This window comes from Nonomuraea sp. LP-02, from assembly GCF_036289125.1.
Classification (GTDB): Bacteria; Actinomycetota; Actinomycetes; order Streptosporangiales; family Streptosporangiaceae; genus Nonomuraea; species Nonomuraea bangladeshensis.
In genome coordinates, this window is the sequence record NZ_JAXCLK010000001.1 from 1,171,791 (window position 1) to 1,187,074 (window position 15,284).

The 15,284-nt window shown below is 72.6% G+C and carries 16 protein-coding genes; 6 read left to right on the forward strand and 10 right to left on the reverse strand.

Annotation, left to right across the window (positions count from 1 at the left end; genetic code table 11):
- The first annotated feature begins 148 nt into the window (after positions 1-148).
- Positions 149-988: a metallophosphoesterase family protein gene (locus SMD20_RS05385; protein WP_329575618.1), complete on the forward strand. Its 840-nt coding sequence runs from the start codon at positions 149-151 to the stop codon at positions 986-988.
- Positions 989-993: 5 nt separating this feature from the next.
- On the opposite strand, the gene crcB is transcribed toward SMD20_RS05385, so the two are convergent.
- Positions 994-1,353 (reverse strand): fluoride efflux transporter CrcB, encoded by a 360-nt coding sequence (gene crcB, locus SMD20_RS05390; RefSeq protein WP_329575621.1) that lies wholly within the window; start codon positions 1,351-1,353, stop codon positions 994-996.
- Positions 1,350-1,811 carry a FluC/FEX family fluoride channel gene (locus SMD20_RS05395; protein ID WP_329575623.1) on the reverse strand — a complete coding sequence of 154 codons (462 nt, stop codon included), beginning with the start codon at positions 1,809-1,811 and terminating at the stop codon, positions 1,350-1,352. The genes crcB and SMD20_RS05395 overlap by 4 nt, the downstream gene beginning before the upstream one ends.
- A gap of 73 nt (positions 1,812-1,884) precedes the next feature.
- Between SMD20_RS05395 and SMD20_RS05400 the strand changes: the two genes are divergently transcribed.
- Positions 1,885-2,598: an HNH endonuclease family protein gene (locus SMD20_RS05400; protein ID WP_329575625.1), complete on the forward strand. Its 714-nt coding sequence runs from the start codon at positions 1,885-1,887 to the stop codon at positions 2,596-2,598.
- Between the two features lie 13 nt (positions 2,599-2,611).
- On the opposite strand, the gene SMD20_RS05405 is transcribed toward SMD20_RS05400, so the two are convergent.
- A complete protein-coding gene (locus SMD20_RS05405) occupies positions 2,612-3,463 on the reverse strand; it encodes an SGNH/GDSL hydrolase family protein (protein WP_329575628.1) in 852 nt (283 codons plus the stop codon).
- A 216-nt stretch (positions 3,464-3,679) separates the two neighbouring features.
- Here SMD20_RS05405 and SMD20_RS05410 point away from each other — a divergent pair, with 216 nt between their 5' ends.
- Entirely contained in the window at positions 3,680-4,906 is a 1,227-nt protein-coding gene (locus SMD20_RS05410) for an isochorismate synthase (protein ID WP_329575631.1), read from the forward strand.
- A 5-nt stretch (positions 4,907-4,911) separates the two neighbouring features.
- On the opposite strand, the gene SMD20_RS05415 is transcribed toward SMD20_RS05410, so the two are convergent.
- Positions 4,912-5,532 (reverse strand): YigZ family protein, encoded by a 621-nt coding sequence (locus SMD20_RS05415; RefSeq protein ID WP_329575634.1) that lies wholly within the window; start codon positions 5,530-5,532, stop codon positions 4,912-4,914.
- Between the two features lie 73 nt (positions 5,533-5,605).
- On the opposite strand from SMD20_RS05415, the gene SMD20_RS05420 reads away from it, so the two are divergent.
- On the forward strand, positions 5,606-5,956 hold the full coding sequence (locus tag SMD20_RS05420) for a hypothetical protein (RefSeq protein WP_329575637.1): 351 nt from the start codon (positions 5,606-5,608) through the stop codon (positions 5,954-5,956).
- A 22-nt stretch (positions 5,957-5,978) separates the two neighbouring features.
- Here SMD20_RS05420 and SMD20_RS05425 read toward each other — a convergent pair whose 3' ends face one another.
- Positions 5,979-7,271 (reverse strand): MFS transporter, encoded by a 1,293-nt coding sequence (locus tag SMD20_RS05425; protein ID WP_329575639.1) that lies wholly within the window; start codon positions 7,269-7,271, stop codon positions 5,979-5,981.
- Positions 7,271-7,894: an ArsR/SmtB family transcription factor gene (locus SMD20_RS05430; protein ID WP_329575641.1), complete on the reverse strand. Its 624-nt coding sequence runs from the start codon at positions 7,892-7,894 to the stop codon at positions 7,271-7,273. Before SMD20_RS05430 ends, SMD20_RS05425 begins: the two co-directional genes overlap by 1 nt.
- 156 nt (positions 7,895-8,050) lie before the next feature.
- Here SMD20_RS05430 and SMD20_RS05435 point away from each other — a divergent pair, with 156 nt between their 5' ends.
- Entirely contained in the window at positions 8,051-8,650 is a 600-nt protein-coding gene (locus SMD20_RS05435; RefSeq protein ID WP_329575644.1) for a LysE family translocator, read from the forward strand.
- 77 nt (positions 8,651-8,727) lie between these two features.
- On the opposite strand, the gene SMD20_RS05440 is transcribed toward SMD20_RS05435, so the two are convergent.
- From SMD20_RS05440 to SMD20_RS05455, 4 genes are all read right to left on the reverse strand, one after another.
- Positions 8,728-10,110 carry a glycosyltransferase family 4 protein gene (locus tag SMD20_RS05440; protein WP_329575646.1) on the reverse strand — a complete coding sequence of 461 codons (1,383 nt, stop codon included), beginning with the start codon at positions 10,108-10,110 and terminating at the stop codon, positions 8,728-8,730.
- A 171-nt stretch (positions 10,111-10,281) separates the two neighbouring features.
- Positions 10,282-13,425 carry a S41 family peptidase gene (locus tag SMD20_RS05445; RefSeq protein WP_329575649.1) on the reverse strand — a complete coding sequence of 1,048 codons (3,144 nt, stop codon included), beginning with the start codon at positions 13,423-13,425 and terminating at the stop codon, positions 10,282-10,284.
- Between the two features lie 70 nt (positions 13,426-13,495).
- Positions 13,496-13,618 carry a hypothetical protein gene (locus tag SMD20_RS05450; RefSeq protein WP_281249613.1) on the reverse strand — a complete coding sequence of 41 codons (123 nt, stop codon included), beginning with the start codon at positions 13,616-13,618 and terminating at the stop codon, positions 13,496-13,498.
- A 101-nt stretch (positions 13,619-13,719) separates the two neighbouring features.
- Positions 13,720-14,784, reverse strand: a complete 1,065-nt coding sequence (locus SMD20_RS05455; RefSeq protein ID WP_329575657.1) for an Rv2578c family radical SAM protein — start codon at positions 14,782-14,784, stop codon at positions 13,720-13,722.
- Between the two features lie 134 nt (positions 14,785-14,918).
- On the opposite strand from SMD20_RS05455, the gene SMD20_RS05460 reads away from it, so the two are divergent.
- A complete protein-coding gene (locus tag SMD20_RS05460; RefSeq protein WP_329575660.1) occupies positions 14,919-15,263 on the forward strand; it encodes a DUF3040 domain-containing protein in 345 nt (114 codons plus the stop codon).
- Positions 15,264-15,284: the final 21 nt, after the last annotated feature.

The window sequence follows — 15,284 nt, forward strand, 5'->3', positions numbered from 1 at the left end:
ACGGCCGGGAGCTGCTGCGGAGCGGCCCGTTATTACGCCGCTCCCGGCCGGGGCCCTAGGGGGTCCCGGCCGGATCTTCACGCCGGCAGGGGTGGGGGAGAGGCACGTCCGCGTGGCATGCTCGTGACAGCCGGAAGGAGGCCCCCCGTTGCCCGCCCGCCCTGATGGCCGCCTGCTCGCGGTCAGTGACCTGCACGTCTCCTACGCCGAGAACCGCGCGATCGTCCAGGAGCTGAAACCGTCCGCGCCCGGCGACTGGCTCCTGGTGGCCGGGGACGTCGCCGAGAACGTGGAGGACATCCGCTGGGCGCTGCGGCTGCTCGCGGGCCGCTTCGAGCGGGTGGTGTGGACGCCGGGCAACCACGAGCTGTGGACGCCGCGTGGCGACCCGCCCGAGCTGCGGGGCGTGGCCCGCTACGAGCATCTGGTCGCCATGTGCAGGGAGCTGGGCGTCCTGACGCCGGAGGACCCCTACCCGCTGTGGGACGGGCCGGGCGGGCCGGTGCGGATCGTGCCGCTGTTCCTGCTCTACGACTACACGTTCCTGCCGCCGGGCATCGACTCCAAGGAGGAGGCGCTGGAGTACGCCCACGGCACCGGCGTGGTGTGCACCGACGAGTTCCTCCTGCATCCGGACCCCTACCCGAGCAGGGAGGCGTGGTGCCGGGCGCGGGTGGCGGCGACCGAGGAGCGGTTGGCGGCGGCCGGCGACGGCGTGCCGCTGGTGTTCGTCAACCACTACCCGCTCGTCCGCGAGCCCACGGACGTGCTGTGGTACCCGGAGTTCGCGCAGTGGTGCGGCACCACCGCCACCCGCGACTGGCACCGGCGCTTCCCGACGGCCGCGATGATCTACGGGCACCTGCACATCCCGCGCGTCAACTGGTACGACGGGGTCCGCTTCGAGGAGGTCTCGCTCGGCTACCCGCGCGAGTGGCGCCGCCGCCCGCCCCGCGACCTGCTGCGCGAGGTCCTGGTCGAACCGTGAGCGCGTCAGAGGAGCGCCTGGGCCAGGGCCGCGCCGCAGTACGCCGCGCCGAGCCCGGCGACGACGCTGGCGGCGGCGTTGGCCACGGCATGGAAGCGGGCGCCCTCCTCCAGCAGCCGCACCGTCTCATAGCCGAACGTCGAGTACGTCGTCAGCGCCCCGCAGAACCCGGTGCCGGCCAGCGCCATCAGCCCGCCGTCCACCGGCAGCGCGGCGAGGAACCCCAGCAGCGCGGACCCCGCCACGTTGACGGAGAGCGTCCCCCAGGGGAAGACCGTGTCGTGCCGGGCCTGCACCGCCCGGTCGGCGAGGTAGCGCAGCGGCGCGCCGACCGCCGCGCCGGCCACGATGAGCAGCAGCGTCATCGCGCCGCCGCCCGCCTCCCGGCGGCCCGCCGGGTCAGCCACATGCCGGCGGCGACGGCGGCCAGCGCCACGGCCATCGTGGCGGCCAGGTAGGCCAGCCCGACGACCGGCGCGCCCGCCTCGACCACCCGCCGCACGTCCGCCACGTACGTCGAGAACGTCGTGTACCCGCCCAGCACCCCCACGCCGAGGAACGGCCGCACGAGCCGGTGCGCCGGCCGCACCTCGGTGATCACCACCATGAGCACCCCGATGAGCAGGCAACCCGACACGTTGACCCAGAACGTCGCCCACGGGAACCCGCCCGGCGGAGCGGGCAGCGCGGACTGCAGGCCGTGGCGGGCCAGCGCCCCGAGGGCCCCGCCGGCCGCGATGGCGGCCAGGACCGGCCAGTGCAGCTCGGCGCGCTGCGCCGGGACGTGGAGATCGACGTCAGGATCGATCGGGCGTTCGGTCACACAATCCTCCCGTGTCGGAACAACTCAAGCCGGGAATTTCTCTAGAGATCTGGAAGTGCGCTCGGAGGCCCGATTGAGCACGAAGGACGCCCTCGCCCTTCTCGCAGGAGCCATCATCGTCGTTTCCCTCGTCGGCACGGCCAGGACGCCACCGGCGACGGCGGCCAGCCCGCTGGGCAACACCGGCGGCACCTTACCCGGTCTGGCCCCCATCATCTCCGACGCCGACAAGGCCGAGGCACGCGCCCTCATCCGGCGGCTGCGCACCCGTGGGCTCGGCCCCAACGCCGGCTACGACCGCACCCGCTACGGCGAGAACTGGGCCGACACCGCGCCCGGCGTGCCGTACGCGGGAAACGGCTGCCGCACCCGCGACGACCTGCTGGCCCGCGACGGCCGGAACGTGAAGTACCGCGCCGGCTCGCGCTGCGAGGTCGTGTCGCTCACGCTGGACGACCCCTACACCGGCCGGCGCATCCGCTGGCGCAAGGACCGCGCGGGCGAGGTGCAGGTCGACCACGTGGTGCCGCTCAACTACGGCTGGCGCATGGGCGCGCCGCGCTGGCCGATGTCGAAGCGGCTCGACTTCGCCAACGACCCGCTCAACCTGCTGCCCGTGGACGGCGCCGCGAACGAGGAGAAGGACGCCGCGGGGCCGTCGGGCTGGCTGCCGCCGCAGCGGCGGGTGCGCTGCGCTTACGTCACCCGTTTCGCCCAGGTCGCCGTGAAGTACGGCGTCCCGGTCACCCCGGCGGACAAGAGGGCGATGCTCGCCCAGTGCCGATGAGGGGGGCCGATGATCAGCGCGGGTCGATCCAGTCGAAGCCGTGGCCGAAGGTCTGCGCGGCCAGCACCCGCTGCCCCGCCGTGCTGGGGTGGAAGAAGTCCCACTTGCTGACGTGCTCCAGCGTGAACGGGAAGGAGAAGACCGCCCCGCCGTCGGTGCCGCACTGCGGGCCGTAGGCGGCGCACACCTGGGCGGCGGCCCGGTTGTAGGCGATCACCCGGGCGCGGACGCGGGCCCGGCGCTCGGCGTCGGCCTTCTTCGTCGACGACGGGTTGGTCAGCATCGTCGGGCAGACCCGGCCGAGCGTCCAGAACGTACGGGCCACGGGGTCGTCCTTGCCGACCTGCCACAGCCGCCGCAGGTCGGGGATGCTCGCGAACAGCACCCGGGCCTGCGGCATCCCGGCGCGCAGCGTGTCCAGCGCGGTCTCCAGGCGCTGCCGGTAGGTGGCGACCGGGGTCATGGCCTTCTCGGTGCGTACGCAGGCGTCGGTGGCGCCGATGAGCACGGTCACGTAGTCGGCCTTGGCCTCGACCGCCTTGTTCACCTGGCCGAGCAGGTCGGCGCTGGTCGCGCCGGGGGCGGCGAAGTTGAGGTTGTGGCCCTGGAGCGTTCCAGACAGCTTCGACAGGCGCTGGTAGTGGCTGGACACGGAGGCGTGGTCGCCCGCCGACCACGAGCGCGAGGTGCAGGAGACGTACCAGCCGCAGGCGTTGAAGCCGGTGGAGATGGAGTCGCCGAGAGCGGCCATGACCTCGGGGACCGGCTCCGCGAAGGAGGCAGGGGTCGCGGCGGCGGCCGGAGCCGTGACCGTACCGGTGAGGACACTAGCTGCGGCGAGAACAGGGGCCAGGCGACCGATCATGGACCCCAAGGTAGAGAGCCGGGCAGGCCCCGGCCATCGCGTCCGGGCAGGTCTTCCGTTTCGGGACCGACTTCATATGGCGGCTTGACAGCCCGCAGGCCGGACGGCCGGGCCGGCCCCTTAACGGTTCCGCTTTTTTCCGGATTTGCTTGCCTTAACGTGGCATTCACGGGGGTCAGAGTCGAACATGTTCAGGTGACGCATAGCATGTCTTGAGTGAGTGTCGCGCTCGGAACAACCCGCCCGCTGCCGGTTCGCACCACACCGGTCGGCGATCCCGGCGACCTGCTGGCCTCCCTGCCCAGGTCGTCGCCGTACGCCTGGATCAGGAACGGCGAAGGGATCGTCGGATGGGGTGAGGCGGCCCGCGTCGCCGTGCCCCCGGGCTCGGGCCGCTTCGCCTGGGCCCGCGAGTGGCTGGCCGACGTGCTCGGCGGAGCCGGGGTCCCCGGCGCGGGAGGGCCCGGCACCGGCCCGGTCGCCTTCGGCAGCTTCACCTTCGACGAGGACGCGCACGGCTCGGTGCTCGTCGTGCCGCAGGCCGTGCTGGCCCGCCGCGACGGCCGCGCCTGGCTGACCACGATCGGCGACGCGCCGCTGGAGACCGTCACGCCGGTGCTCGACCCCGGCCGCATCAGCTACGGCGACGGCAGCCTCACCGCGCCCGAGTGGGAGCACGTGGTGGCCCGCGCCGCCGCCCGCATCCGCGACGGCGAGCTGGAGAAGGTCGTGCTCGCCCGCGACCTGGTCGCCACCGCCGAGCGGGCCATCGACGTGCGGCTGCTGCTGTCGCGGCTGGCCCGCCGCTACCCCGAGTGCTACACGTTCTCCGTCGCGGGGCTGGTCGGCGCCACGCCCGAGCTGCTCATCCGGCGCACCGGCCAGGAGATCGAGTCGCTGGTGCTGGCCGGCACGACCGCGCGCGGCACCGGCCCGGCCGACGACCTCGCCCGCGGGACCGCGCTGCTCGCCTCCGCCAAGGACCGGCACGAGCACGAGTGCGCGATCGCCTCCGTCCGCACCGCGCTGGGGCCGCTCTGCTCGTCGCTGGAGACGCCCGACGAGCCCGAACTGCTCGTGCTGCCCAACGTCCAGCACCTCGCCAGCCACGTCACCGGGCGGCTCGCCGACGGGGCGTCGGTGCTCGACGTGGTCGCCGCCATGCACCCGACGGCGGCCGTCGGCGGCACCCCGACCGACCTGGCGTCCAAGATCATCCGCGAGCTGGAGGGCATGGACCGCGCCGGCTACGCGGGGCCGGTCGGCTGGATCGACGCCAACGGCGACGGCGAGTGGGGCATCGCGCTGCGCTCGGGGCTCGTACGCGGGCGGCGGGCCCGGCTGTTCGCCGGCTGCGGCATCATGGGCGACTCCGACCCGGCCGCCGAGCTGGCCGAGGCGCAGGCCAAGTTCCGCGTCATGCAGTACGCCCTGGAGGGATAGGCCGCTCAGGCGGGGACGTGCACGTCCTCGCCGACGCTCACCCGGGCGCGGCCCGCCGTCAGCGTCGCCACCCAGTCGCCGAACGCCGCCACCTCGTCCTCGCCCACCGCCACGCTGAAGGTGACCTGGGCGGCGTAGGCGACGTCCTCGACCGCGTACCGCGAGGCGCGCAGGTCGTTCTCCACCCGGCCGGCCTGGTCGTGCGCCACCGCCACGCGCACCCGCCTGGCCGGCACCATCCGCACCGGCTCGGCCCGGTCCAGGGTCTCGGTCACCGCCGAGCCGTAGGCGCGCACCAGCCCGCCCGCGCCGAGCAGCACGCCGCCGAAGTAGCGCGTCACCACCGCCACCACGTCGCTGTAGCCGCGCCCGACCAGCGCCTGCACCATGGGCGTGCCCGCGGTGCCGCCCGGCTCGCCGTCGTCGTCGCCCTTCTGAATGCGCTGCCCGATGACGTAGGCCGTGCAGTTGTGGGTGGCGCCGGCGTGCTCGCGCCGCCGCCCGGCGATGAACGCCGCCGCCTCCTCCACGCTGCGCGCGGGCGCGACCGCGCAGATGAAGCGCGAGCGCCGCACCTCGGTCTCGTGCTCGACGGGGGCGGTGAGGGTGAGGTACGGGGCAGGCACATTCGACAGGGTATGCCCTCGCCCGTGGCGGTCGGCGGGCTACCATCGCCTACAGACCTCAGGGGAGGGTCTTATGCGGAAATCGAGGCAATTGCCGGTAGATGTCGCCGACGACGTCATGCCCTTCGCCACCCTCGCCATCGGCGCCTACGGGGTGAGCGTGCTGGCCAGGACCAGGGAGTCGGCCGCCGGCACCCCGGTCGCCCTCGGCACGCGGGTGCTGCAGCGGGTGTTCGGCCGGGGCGACGCCCACTCCCGAGGGCTCATCGAACGGGTGGCGAGGGCGACCGGGGACGGCCGCGCCGGCGACGGCAGGGAGGCGTTGCGCTCGGCGATCGTGGCGGCCTTCCGCGACGATCCGATCCTGGGCCCCGAGGTGGCCGCGATGCTGCTCCGAGCCCCAGTGGCCGCCGACCGCGCCTGAATCCGCGCCTGGGCCCGCGGCCTCATGTGCCCCCGGCCGACTCCGGCACGGCGTCGGGAGCGGGCGGGCCCTGGCCGCGGAGGCGGTCCATGTCGCGGGCGGCCGGATGCAGCCCCGCGAGCGTGGTGGTCAGCGCGTAGACCACGCCGCAGGCGACCAGCACCGGCGCCAGCCCGGCCGCCGCGACCGCCGCCCCGGCCAGCACCCCGGCGACGGGGATCCCGGAGAAGGCCAGCGACGTCTGCAACGCGCCCACCCGGCCGAGCAGGTCACGGGGCACCCGCTCGTACGCGACCGCCCCCAGGATCGGGTTGAGGAACCCGCCGCAGAACCCGCCCACCCCGAACACCGCCATCACCGCCCATACCGGCACGCCGTCCACGGCCAGGATCAGGTACTGCGGCGGCCCGGCCACCAGGAACGCGGCGAAGAACACCGGCCGCCGCCGCAGCCGGTGCGCCAGCGCCGCCGCCACCAGCCCGCCCCCGATGGCGGTCAGCCCCATGAACCCCCGGCTGAGACCCCAGACCGCGGGCCCGTGGCCCGACTCCTCGGCCCACACGGGCCCGAGCACCTGGGCGTAGGCCGCGTCCAGCAGGTTCGTCACCGCCACCGTGCCGATCAGGACCAGCAGCAGCGGCTGCCCGCGCAGGAACGCCCACCCTTGCCCGAACCGCCGCCAGTACCCGTCCGGGCCGTCCTCCTGGGCGGACGGGGCGGCGGCGCGGCGGCCCATGCCGTGCGGCAGCGCCCAGGCCACCACCACCGATCCCAGCGCGAAGCAGCCGGCGCTGACCGCGAGCCCGGCCGGCGCGCCCAGGGCGGCCACCATCGCGCCGCCCGCGACCGGCCCGACGAGCTGGGCCAGCCGCTCCACCGCGCCCATCAGCCCGGTGGCCCGCTCCAGCGGCACCCGCCCCCGGTCGGCCGCCTCGGGCACCATGATCGACTTGGCCAGGTCGCCGGGCCCGCGTGCCGCCCCGATGACCGCGACCAGCCCGGCCAGCACGCCGAGCGGCAGCAGCGACAGCGCGTGCAGCAGCGCGATCGCCCCGGCCGCGCCCGCGCTCACCACGTCCCCGGCAAGTGACACGCGCCGCGGCCCGATCCGGTCGAGCAGCGGCCCGGCCATCAGCTTGACCACCACGTACGGCGCCATCTCGGCGAACGCGATGACGCCCGTCCAGACCGGGCTCCCCGTGGTCACCAGCACGAACCAGGGCACCGCGATGGCCGACACCCGCGTGCCGGTGAGCGACACCGCCACGGCCGCCAGCACCCCCGCGAGCGGCCTGGGCAGCGCCGTCGCGGCCATCAGTCCTCCCCGGACCCGTCGCCCGTCCTGCCGCCTGTCCTGTCGCCCGTCCCGTCGTCGAGCTCGGGCAGGATCTCGGTGATCAGCACGACCCGCCGGGCGTCCGGGGGCGCCTCCTCGCCGTCGCGCCGGTAGCGGGCGATCACCTCGCCCAGCTCCTCCCGCAGCCGCCACCCCTCCTCCTCGGTGAGGCGCAGCGCGAAGGAGCTGAGGTCGAGCACCCGCCGCCAGCCGCGCGGCATGGTCTGCAACTCGTTGAGCGCCTGCTGGGTGCGCAGGTTGTACAGGGCCGCGATGGAGTGCATGTAGGCGTGCACGGCCTCCGGCTCGGCGTCGGTGAGCCCTTCGTCGTCGAGCCGGGTGACGCGGTGGACCGAACGCCACCAGCGCTCCCGCGCGTTGCCGCGTTCGGCGTCCTCCTCCACGAACCCGGCCGCGCCCAGCTTGCGCAGGTGGTAGCTGGCGGTGCCGGAGTTGACGCCGAGGCGTTCGGCGAGGCGGGTGGCGGTCGAGGGGCCGTGCTTGCGCAGCAGCTCCACGAGCTGGACGCGGACGGGGTGGGCGAGCGCCCGCAACCCTTTGGCGTCGAGGACGACGACGCCGCTCTCCAAGGGGTCGGTCATGGCTCCACCTTAAACCGCAAACACTTCTTCGCGAAGGATTGTTTGCGGTTCACGGCCGGGCAGGCGTCCTCCACGGCAGGAGCAGTGGTGAACTCAGCACGAAGTTGACATCCTTCCCCCATGCCCATCGAGCAGAATGTGCTTTTGCTGTTCACCATGACCACCATCATCGCGATGATCACTCCTGGGCCGGACATGCTGTTCGTCCTGGGCTGCGGGATGCGCGGCGGCCCGCGCGCCGGCCTGCTCGCCACGGCCGGGGTGGCGACGAGCGAGGCCGTCCACGTCGCCGTGGCCGCCGCGGGGCTCGCGGCCCTCTTCGAGATGGTGCCGGTGGCCTTCACCGTGGTACGGATCGTCGGAGCCGGATACTTGATCTACCTCGGCGTGCAGATGATCCGTCACCGCAAGGGTGTGGATCACGAGATGCCCGTGGACGGCGGGGGAGGGATGTCCGGACGCCGGGCGTTCACCAGCGGCCTGCTGACCAACCTGCTGAACCCGAAGATGGTCACCTTCACCATCGCCTTCCTGCCCCAGTTCATCAACCCGCAGCTCGGCCAGGTCTGGTTGCAGTTCGCGATCCTCGGCGCCGTTCTGATCGTGCTGGAGTTCGTGGTGGACGGCACGGTCGGCGTGCTCGCGGGCAGGATCGGAGGCTGGCTGCGCCGTCGGCGCGCGGCTCGCCGACGGGTCGACATCGCCACGGGAGGCATCTTCATCGGTCTGGGAGTACGGCTGGCCGTCGAGCGGTGAACGCGCCGCACGAGCCCGGTTGACAGGCCGGCGGGATCATCGCCCGCCGGCCGGACCGGGTCCGTCAGCTCACGAGGTCAGGATGTGGCCTCGGGAGCGACCGGCACCGCCGCGAGTCGTACGGCGGGCTCGGCGGTGGCCTGAGCAGGGGGCTCCGGGGCGGATGGCTGGGCGGGCGACTGGTCGGGCGGCTGGGCCGTACGCGGGACGTAGGTGCCGTCGCGGCGGGCCAGCAGCTCGGCCAGCAGCGCGTCCCACTTGCGCCCGACCTCCTCCACGCTGTACGTCGCCGCCGTCTCCAGCGCCCGGGTGCCCAGGTCGCGGCGGAGCTGCTCGTCCTCGATGACCCGGATGATGCCGGCCGCCAGGTTCGCGTTCGTACGCGGCTTGATCAGCAGCCCGTCCACCTCGTTCTTGATCATCTCCTTGGGGCCGTGCGGGCTGTTGAAGCTGACGATCGCCAGCCCCTTGGCCATGGCCTCCAGGACCGTCATGGGGAAGCCCTCGTGGCGCGAGCTCATCACGTACAGCGACGCCTTCTCCAGCTCGGCCCCGACGTCGGTGGTCGGACCCGGCAGCTCGACCTTGTCCTGCAGCCCCGCCTCGGCGATCTGCGTCCGCAGGTTGTCCTCCTGCGGCCCGGCGCCGAAGATGCGCAGCTTCCAGTCGGGGTGGGCGGCGGCGACGGTCTCCCAGGCGGTGATGAGCCGGTGGAAGCCCTTGATCCGGGTCATGCGGCCGACCGCGACGGCGACCTTGGCGTCCAGCTTCGACGGGTCGCCGGACATCGGCGGCACGGCGTTGGGGATGCGGGTGAGCTTGCGCGGCTTCTTCGGCAGCGCCTCGCGGTAGTCGTTCAGATCGGCCCTGGTGAGGGTGACGAGGGCGTCGAGGCGGCGGTAGCGCCACTTGATGAGCTTCTGCACCGCCTCGGGCTGCGTGCGCAGCGCCACGTGCTCCTGCCCGATCGTGATCACGCCCGGCAGGGCTAACTGCGCCATCACGAGGTTGAGCCCCGGGCGGGTGCCCATGAGCACGCCCGTGTCGAGTGAGCGGATGTAGCGGGCGAGCCGCAGGTCGGTCCAGAGGTTGAAGCGGTGGTAGGCCGACTCCTCCTTGGGGATCAACCGGCTCGGCCGCTTCGACAGCAGCACGCGCAGCGGGTTGCGGCTCGGCCGCAGCCGGTCGTCCAGGAAGCGGAAGCGCACCCGAGGGTCGATGGGGAAGAACGGCTCTTCGGCCTCCTTCAGGATGCTCACGATCTCCACGTCGTGCTCCTCGGCCAGGTAGCCGGCCAGGTTGAACACGGTCCTGATCGTGCCGCCCATGCCGTGGGCGTGCAGCAGCAGGATGCGGATCCGCTGGGTCGAGGGGGGCGGCGCGTTCCGCGCCTTGCGCCGGTTGTACCCCCGATAGAGCCGCAGCGCGGCCGATTTGCCCTTGCGTGCGAGTGCGCGCACCGTACGGGTCCCCCTTGAGAACGAGAAAGCGATCAACAACACTTCACGGCCGCGCGCGAGGTTGCCCCCGCGCCGGCCGGCGTTCACCTGAGCGGTCTAGCGTGAGCGGGAAGCACTGATCATCCCCGGTGTGCTTTCCTCACCTATGATCATTAGACGCCGCGAGGGTGACTAAGGTTGCATACGCGGCCGATGCCGCGGATCGGGCGTGTGCGGGGGATGCTCGGCCAGCAGCTCCAGCGCCACGTCGATGGCCCGTTCGAGCTGGGTGTCCACGCCGCGCGCGTAGTCCTGCGGGGTGATGTCCACTTCGATGTCGGGATCGGTGCCGTAGTTCTCCACCTGCCAGCCGACGTCGTCGAAGGCGAAGGAGAACTCCGGCTGCGTCGTCACCGTGCCGTCGGCGAGCTGGTGGCGCGGCCAGATGCCGATGACGCCGCCCCAGGTGCGTTTGCCCACCAGCGGCCCCAGCTTCAGCAGCTTGAAGGTGTGGCTGAAGATGTCGCCGTCGGAGCCCGCCCACTCGTTGGTGATGGCGACCAGCGGCCCGCGCGGCGACTCCGGCGGGTACGGCTCCGCCGCCCCCCACCGCGGGTAGTCGTAGCCGAGCCGGCGCCGGGCCAGCTTCTCCAGCAGCAGCGCCGAGACGTGACCGCCGCCGTTGAAACGCACGTCCACGACGAGCGCGTGCCGGTCGTGCTCGGCGAGGAACCCCCGGTGGAACTCGCCGAACCCGTCCGGCCCCATGTCGGGCACGTGCAGGTAGCCGACGCGGCCACCGGAGCGCTGGTGGCAGCGGGCCCGGTTGAGGTTGACCCAGTCGCGGTAGCGGGCCGGCTGCTCGTCGGCCAGGGTCCGTACGGTGACCGCGAACACCTTCTCGCCGCGCCGCAGGGTCAGCTCCACCTCCTCGCCGGCCTGGTTGACCAGGCGCTCGTTCGGGGTCGCGACGCCGTCGCCGATGGGCGCGCCGTCGATGGCCAGCACCGCGTCGCCGGGGCGTACGTCCAGGCCGAGGCGGTTGAGCGGCGAGGTCGCCTTCGGGTCCCACGGGTCGCCGGTGACGAGGGAGGCGATGTGGTAGACGCCGTCGCGGCGCTCCCAGTCCACGCCCAGCTTGCCCTGCGTGTAGTCGGGGCCGGGACGGTACTCGCCGCCGCTCTCGTAGGCGTGGCTGGTGGCCAGCTCGCCGTGCAGCTCCCACAGCAGGTCGGAGAACTCGCCCCGGGTCGTCACCCGGTCCACCAGCGGCTGGTAGCGGTCGTACACGGCCGGCCAGTCGACGCCCGCCATGTCCTCGGTCCAGAAGTTCTCCCGCTGCAGCCGCCACGCCTCGCGGAACATCTGCCGCCACTCGGCCTCCGGGCACACCGACACCTTGATCCGCGACAGGTCGATCCAGCCGCTCTCGCGCCCCGGCCGGTCGTCGTCGTGGCCCGGCACCTCGCCCGCCTTGACCACGCGCAGCCGCGAGCCGGTCCGGTACAGCAGCGTCCTGTGGTCGCGGCCCAGCTCGAAGTCCGTGACGCCCTCGGCGAAGGTCTCGTTGTCGTTCTTGGCGAAGTCGTACAGGTGCAGGACGTTGTCGCCCTCCACCGGGCTGGTGAGGATGAGCGCCTTGCCCTTCAGCCCGGCCACCCGCTCGTAGCGGCCCTCGGGGAGCGGGAAGGCGGTCACCCGGCGGGCCAGGCCGTCCACGTCCACGCGCAACGCCTCCGGCCGCTCCTCGCCGCCCTCCTCCTCGTCCCCGTCGTCGTCCTCGTCGTCGTCCTTCCGCTCCAGGGGACGCTGGCGCGGCACGAACGGGTCCGGCACGTCGGCGCGCAGCGCCACCACGTACGGGCGGGTGCCGAGCGGGAAGCCCAGGTCGAACTGGAGCTGGTCGTAGACGGGGGAGAAGGTCCGCTGGCCGATGAAGTAGAGGTAACGGCCCTCGGGGTCGAAGGCCGGCATCGAGTCGATCAGCACCGGCTCGGTCGCCTGCACGGTCCGCCCGCTCTCCGGATGGTGCAGCTTGATCGCGGTGGTCTGGGCGTTGAGCGGGGCGGCGTAGGCGAGCCAGGAGCCGTCGGGCGACCAGGCGGGGTCCTCCGGCGAGCCGTACGGGTTGGCCTCCACCAGGTCGCAGCGGCCCGTGGCGAGGTCGAGCAGGTGCAGCTCGTAGCGGTGGTTGACCACGGCCACCCGGTCGTGCGCCGGGTCGGGCACCAGCGCGGTGATCCGGCCCAGCCGGGCGACCTCCGTGCCGGGGCCGCCCTCGCGGCTCTCCAGGACGACCAGCCGCTCCTCGTCGGCGTCGTCGCTGGCCGCCGCGATCAGCCGTACGCCGTCGTTGAGCCAGGTCAGGAAGCGGTAGCGGACGCCGTCCTCGGCGCCCTGCCGGCGTACGGGGCCCTCCCAGTCGGCCATCGTGTACGCCTTGCCGCGCGCGGTGATCGCCAGCGCGCTGCCGTCGGGGCTGAGCGTGGCGCTCTCCAGATAGTCGGCCGCCTCGACGAAGCGCCGGTTGCGCTGGGTGCGCGAGCTGGCCAGCGCCACCTCCAGCCGGCGCGGCCGCTCGCCGGGCTCCAGCAGGTAGAGGTCCGCGCCCGCGTGGTAGACCAGCCGGTGCCCGTCGCCGGACAGGTTTCGGGCGTAGTAGTCGTCGTGGTGGGTGAGCTTGCGCAGGTCGCCGCCGTCGGGCAGGCACGAGTAGACGTTGCCGACGCCCTCGTGGTCGCTGATGAAGCACACCCGCCCGCCGCTCCAGCAGGGGGAGGCGAGGTTGCCCGGCAGCCGGATCAACCGCCGGAACTCGCCCCCGCCGGTGGGGTCGATCCACAGGTCGCCCACCGTGCCGCCCCGGTAGCGCTTCCAGCGGGCCGGGTCGGCGGTGTTGCGGCCGAGCACGATCATGCCGCCAGGGCCGTACGCGATGGAGTTCGCGGGACCGTACGGCAGCCGCTCCGGCACCTCGCCCGGCGCCACCCGGTGCAGCCACTTGCGCCCCTCGAACGGCTGGGACTGGTCGCTGGCGTAGAGGATGCGGCCCTCGGGGTCCCAGCCGGTCACCGTGCAGCGCGCGCCGTGGAAGGTCACCCGGCGGGCCGCGCCGCCGGACGCCGGCATGACGTAGACCTCCTCGGGGCCCTCCTCGCGGCCGACGAAGGCGAGCTGGTCGCCACGGGGGGAGATGCGCGGATAGCCGGCCTCGGCGAGCCCGGCGGTGAGGCGGAAGGCCCGGCCGCCCTGGGCGGAGACCATCCACAGGTCGTCCTCGGCGGCGAACACCACGACGTCCTGGAACACGGAGGGGAAACGCAGGTAGGCGGACATCGCGGCAGCTCCACGGTCGATGCGACAGCCGGGAGCCGGGCTCCCGGCTGTCCGATCATGTCACCATAGATCAGCTCTCGTCGGAGCCCTTCCTGGTTTCTTTCTTCGTCTCCTTGGCCTGCCTGCTCGTCTTGATGGCCTGCTTCTTCGACTTGCCCGACTTCGTGGCAGGTTTCTTCTTCGTGTCTGCCATTGGAATCCCCCCTGTACGGACAGAGCGCACGCGATGATTCGTGCACCAAGCTCATTGCTACCCATTTGTGCACGAAACCCGACATGCCGCCTATATGCGCCTTACAACAGGCGAAGTTGCTCGGGCGGCGAGCCCTGGCCCTGCCCCGGGCCGTGCCCCGGATTCTGCCCTGCGGCCGGGCGGGGCGGGCGGCGGCGGGCCATTGCCGGGACGGCGCGGCCCACGCCGAAGCGCTCGGCCAGCTCGCGCACCTGGGCCGTGATCCGCGCCTGGTAGGCCTTGGGCGCGTAGGCGCCGCGCCCGTAGAGCTCCAGGTAGCGCGGCACCAGGCGCGGGTGCTCGCGGGAGAGCCAGCGCAGCCACCACTCGCGCGCCCCGGGCCGCAGGTGCAGCACGATGGGCGTGACGTACGTGGCGCCCGCCTCGGCGATCGCCTTGACGGTGCGTTCGAGCTGCGCGGGGGAGTCCGTGAGGTAGGGGAGGACCGGCGCCATCAGCACGCCGCACGCGATGCCGTGGTCGTTGAGCGTGCGGCAGACCTCCAGGCGGCGCAGCGGGTGGGGCGCGCCCGGCTCGACCGCCCGCCAGGGCCCAGGATCGACGAACCCGGCCGAGACGGCGGCGCTCACCTCGGTGACCTCGGCCGCCTCGGCGAGCAGGTCGAGGTCGCGCAGGATCAGTGTGCCCTTGGTGAGGATGGAGAACGGGTTGGCGGCCTCGCGCAGCGCGGTCAGGATGCCGGGCATCAGGCGATAGCGGCCCTCGGCGCGCTGGTAGCAGTCGACGTTGGTGCCCATGGCGATGTGGTGGCCGCCCCAGCGCGGCGCGGCCAGCTCCCTGCGGGCCAGCTCGGCGGCGTTGACCTTGACCACGATCTTGGAGTCGAAGTCCGCCCCGGAATCCAAATCAAGATATTCATGCGTTTTCCGGGCAAAACAGTAAATACACCGATGGCTGCAGCCGCGATAGGGGTTGATCGTGTACTCGAACGGCACGCGACTCGCGGCCGGCACACGGTTGACGATCGAGCGGGCCTGGATCTCGTAGAAGGTCATGCCCTGGAACTCGGGCGTGTCGAACGTCCGCGTGACCGCTCCGCGAGCGAACAGCGGGACGGACGGATCGGCCTCACCATCGGCGGTCAGGCGCAGGTTGTCCCAGCGCATGCCATGATTAGAACAAAAGTTCGAGCTTGATCGCAAACCGAAAAGAGGGTGCAATTACCTGGTCAGGCCGTGGCTAATGATCTTCATGGTTGGGCAGGAAGAGGCCACAGAGCTTGCGTTCCGGAGGTGCACGTATGGCCTGGTCGCAGGACGAGGAGCGGATGCTCGCCGAGATCGAGCAGCACCTCGTCGAGGATGATCCGCGACTCGTCGCACGGCTCGAGTCGTTCAACGAACGAGTCCGTCGCAGCGAGGCCAGGTCACAGGGGCAGCCCGGCGCCTGGCGCCGGCCGCGCCGCTCGACGGTCATCATCCTGGTCAGCTGGGTGCTCATCGCCACGCTGGTCTCCACACTCCTGATCATGGTCCTGCACAACGAGCCGGCCGCGGGGCGGTCGCTGGGCGCGGTGCCCGGCGAACCGGCGGCCGAAGTCACCACCGACACCGCCGCCGTCCCCGCCTCGGCGGGGACTCACTGACGCCCGTCAGCGTCGTCCGGT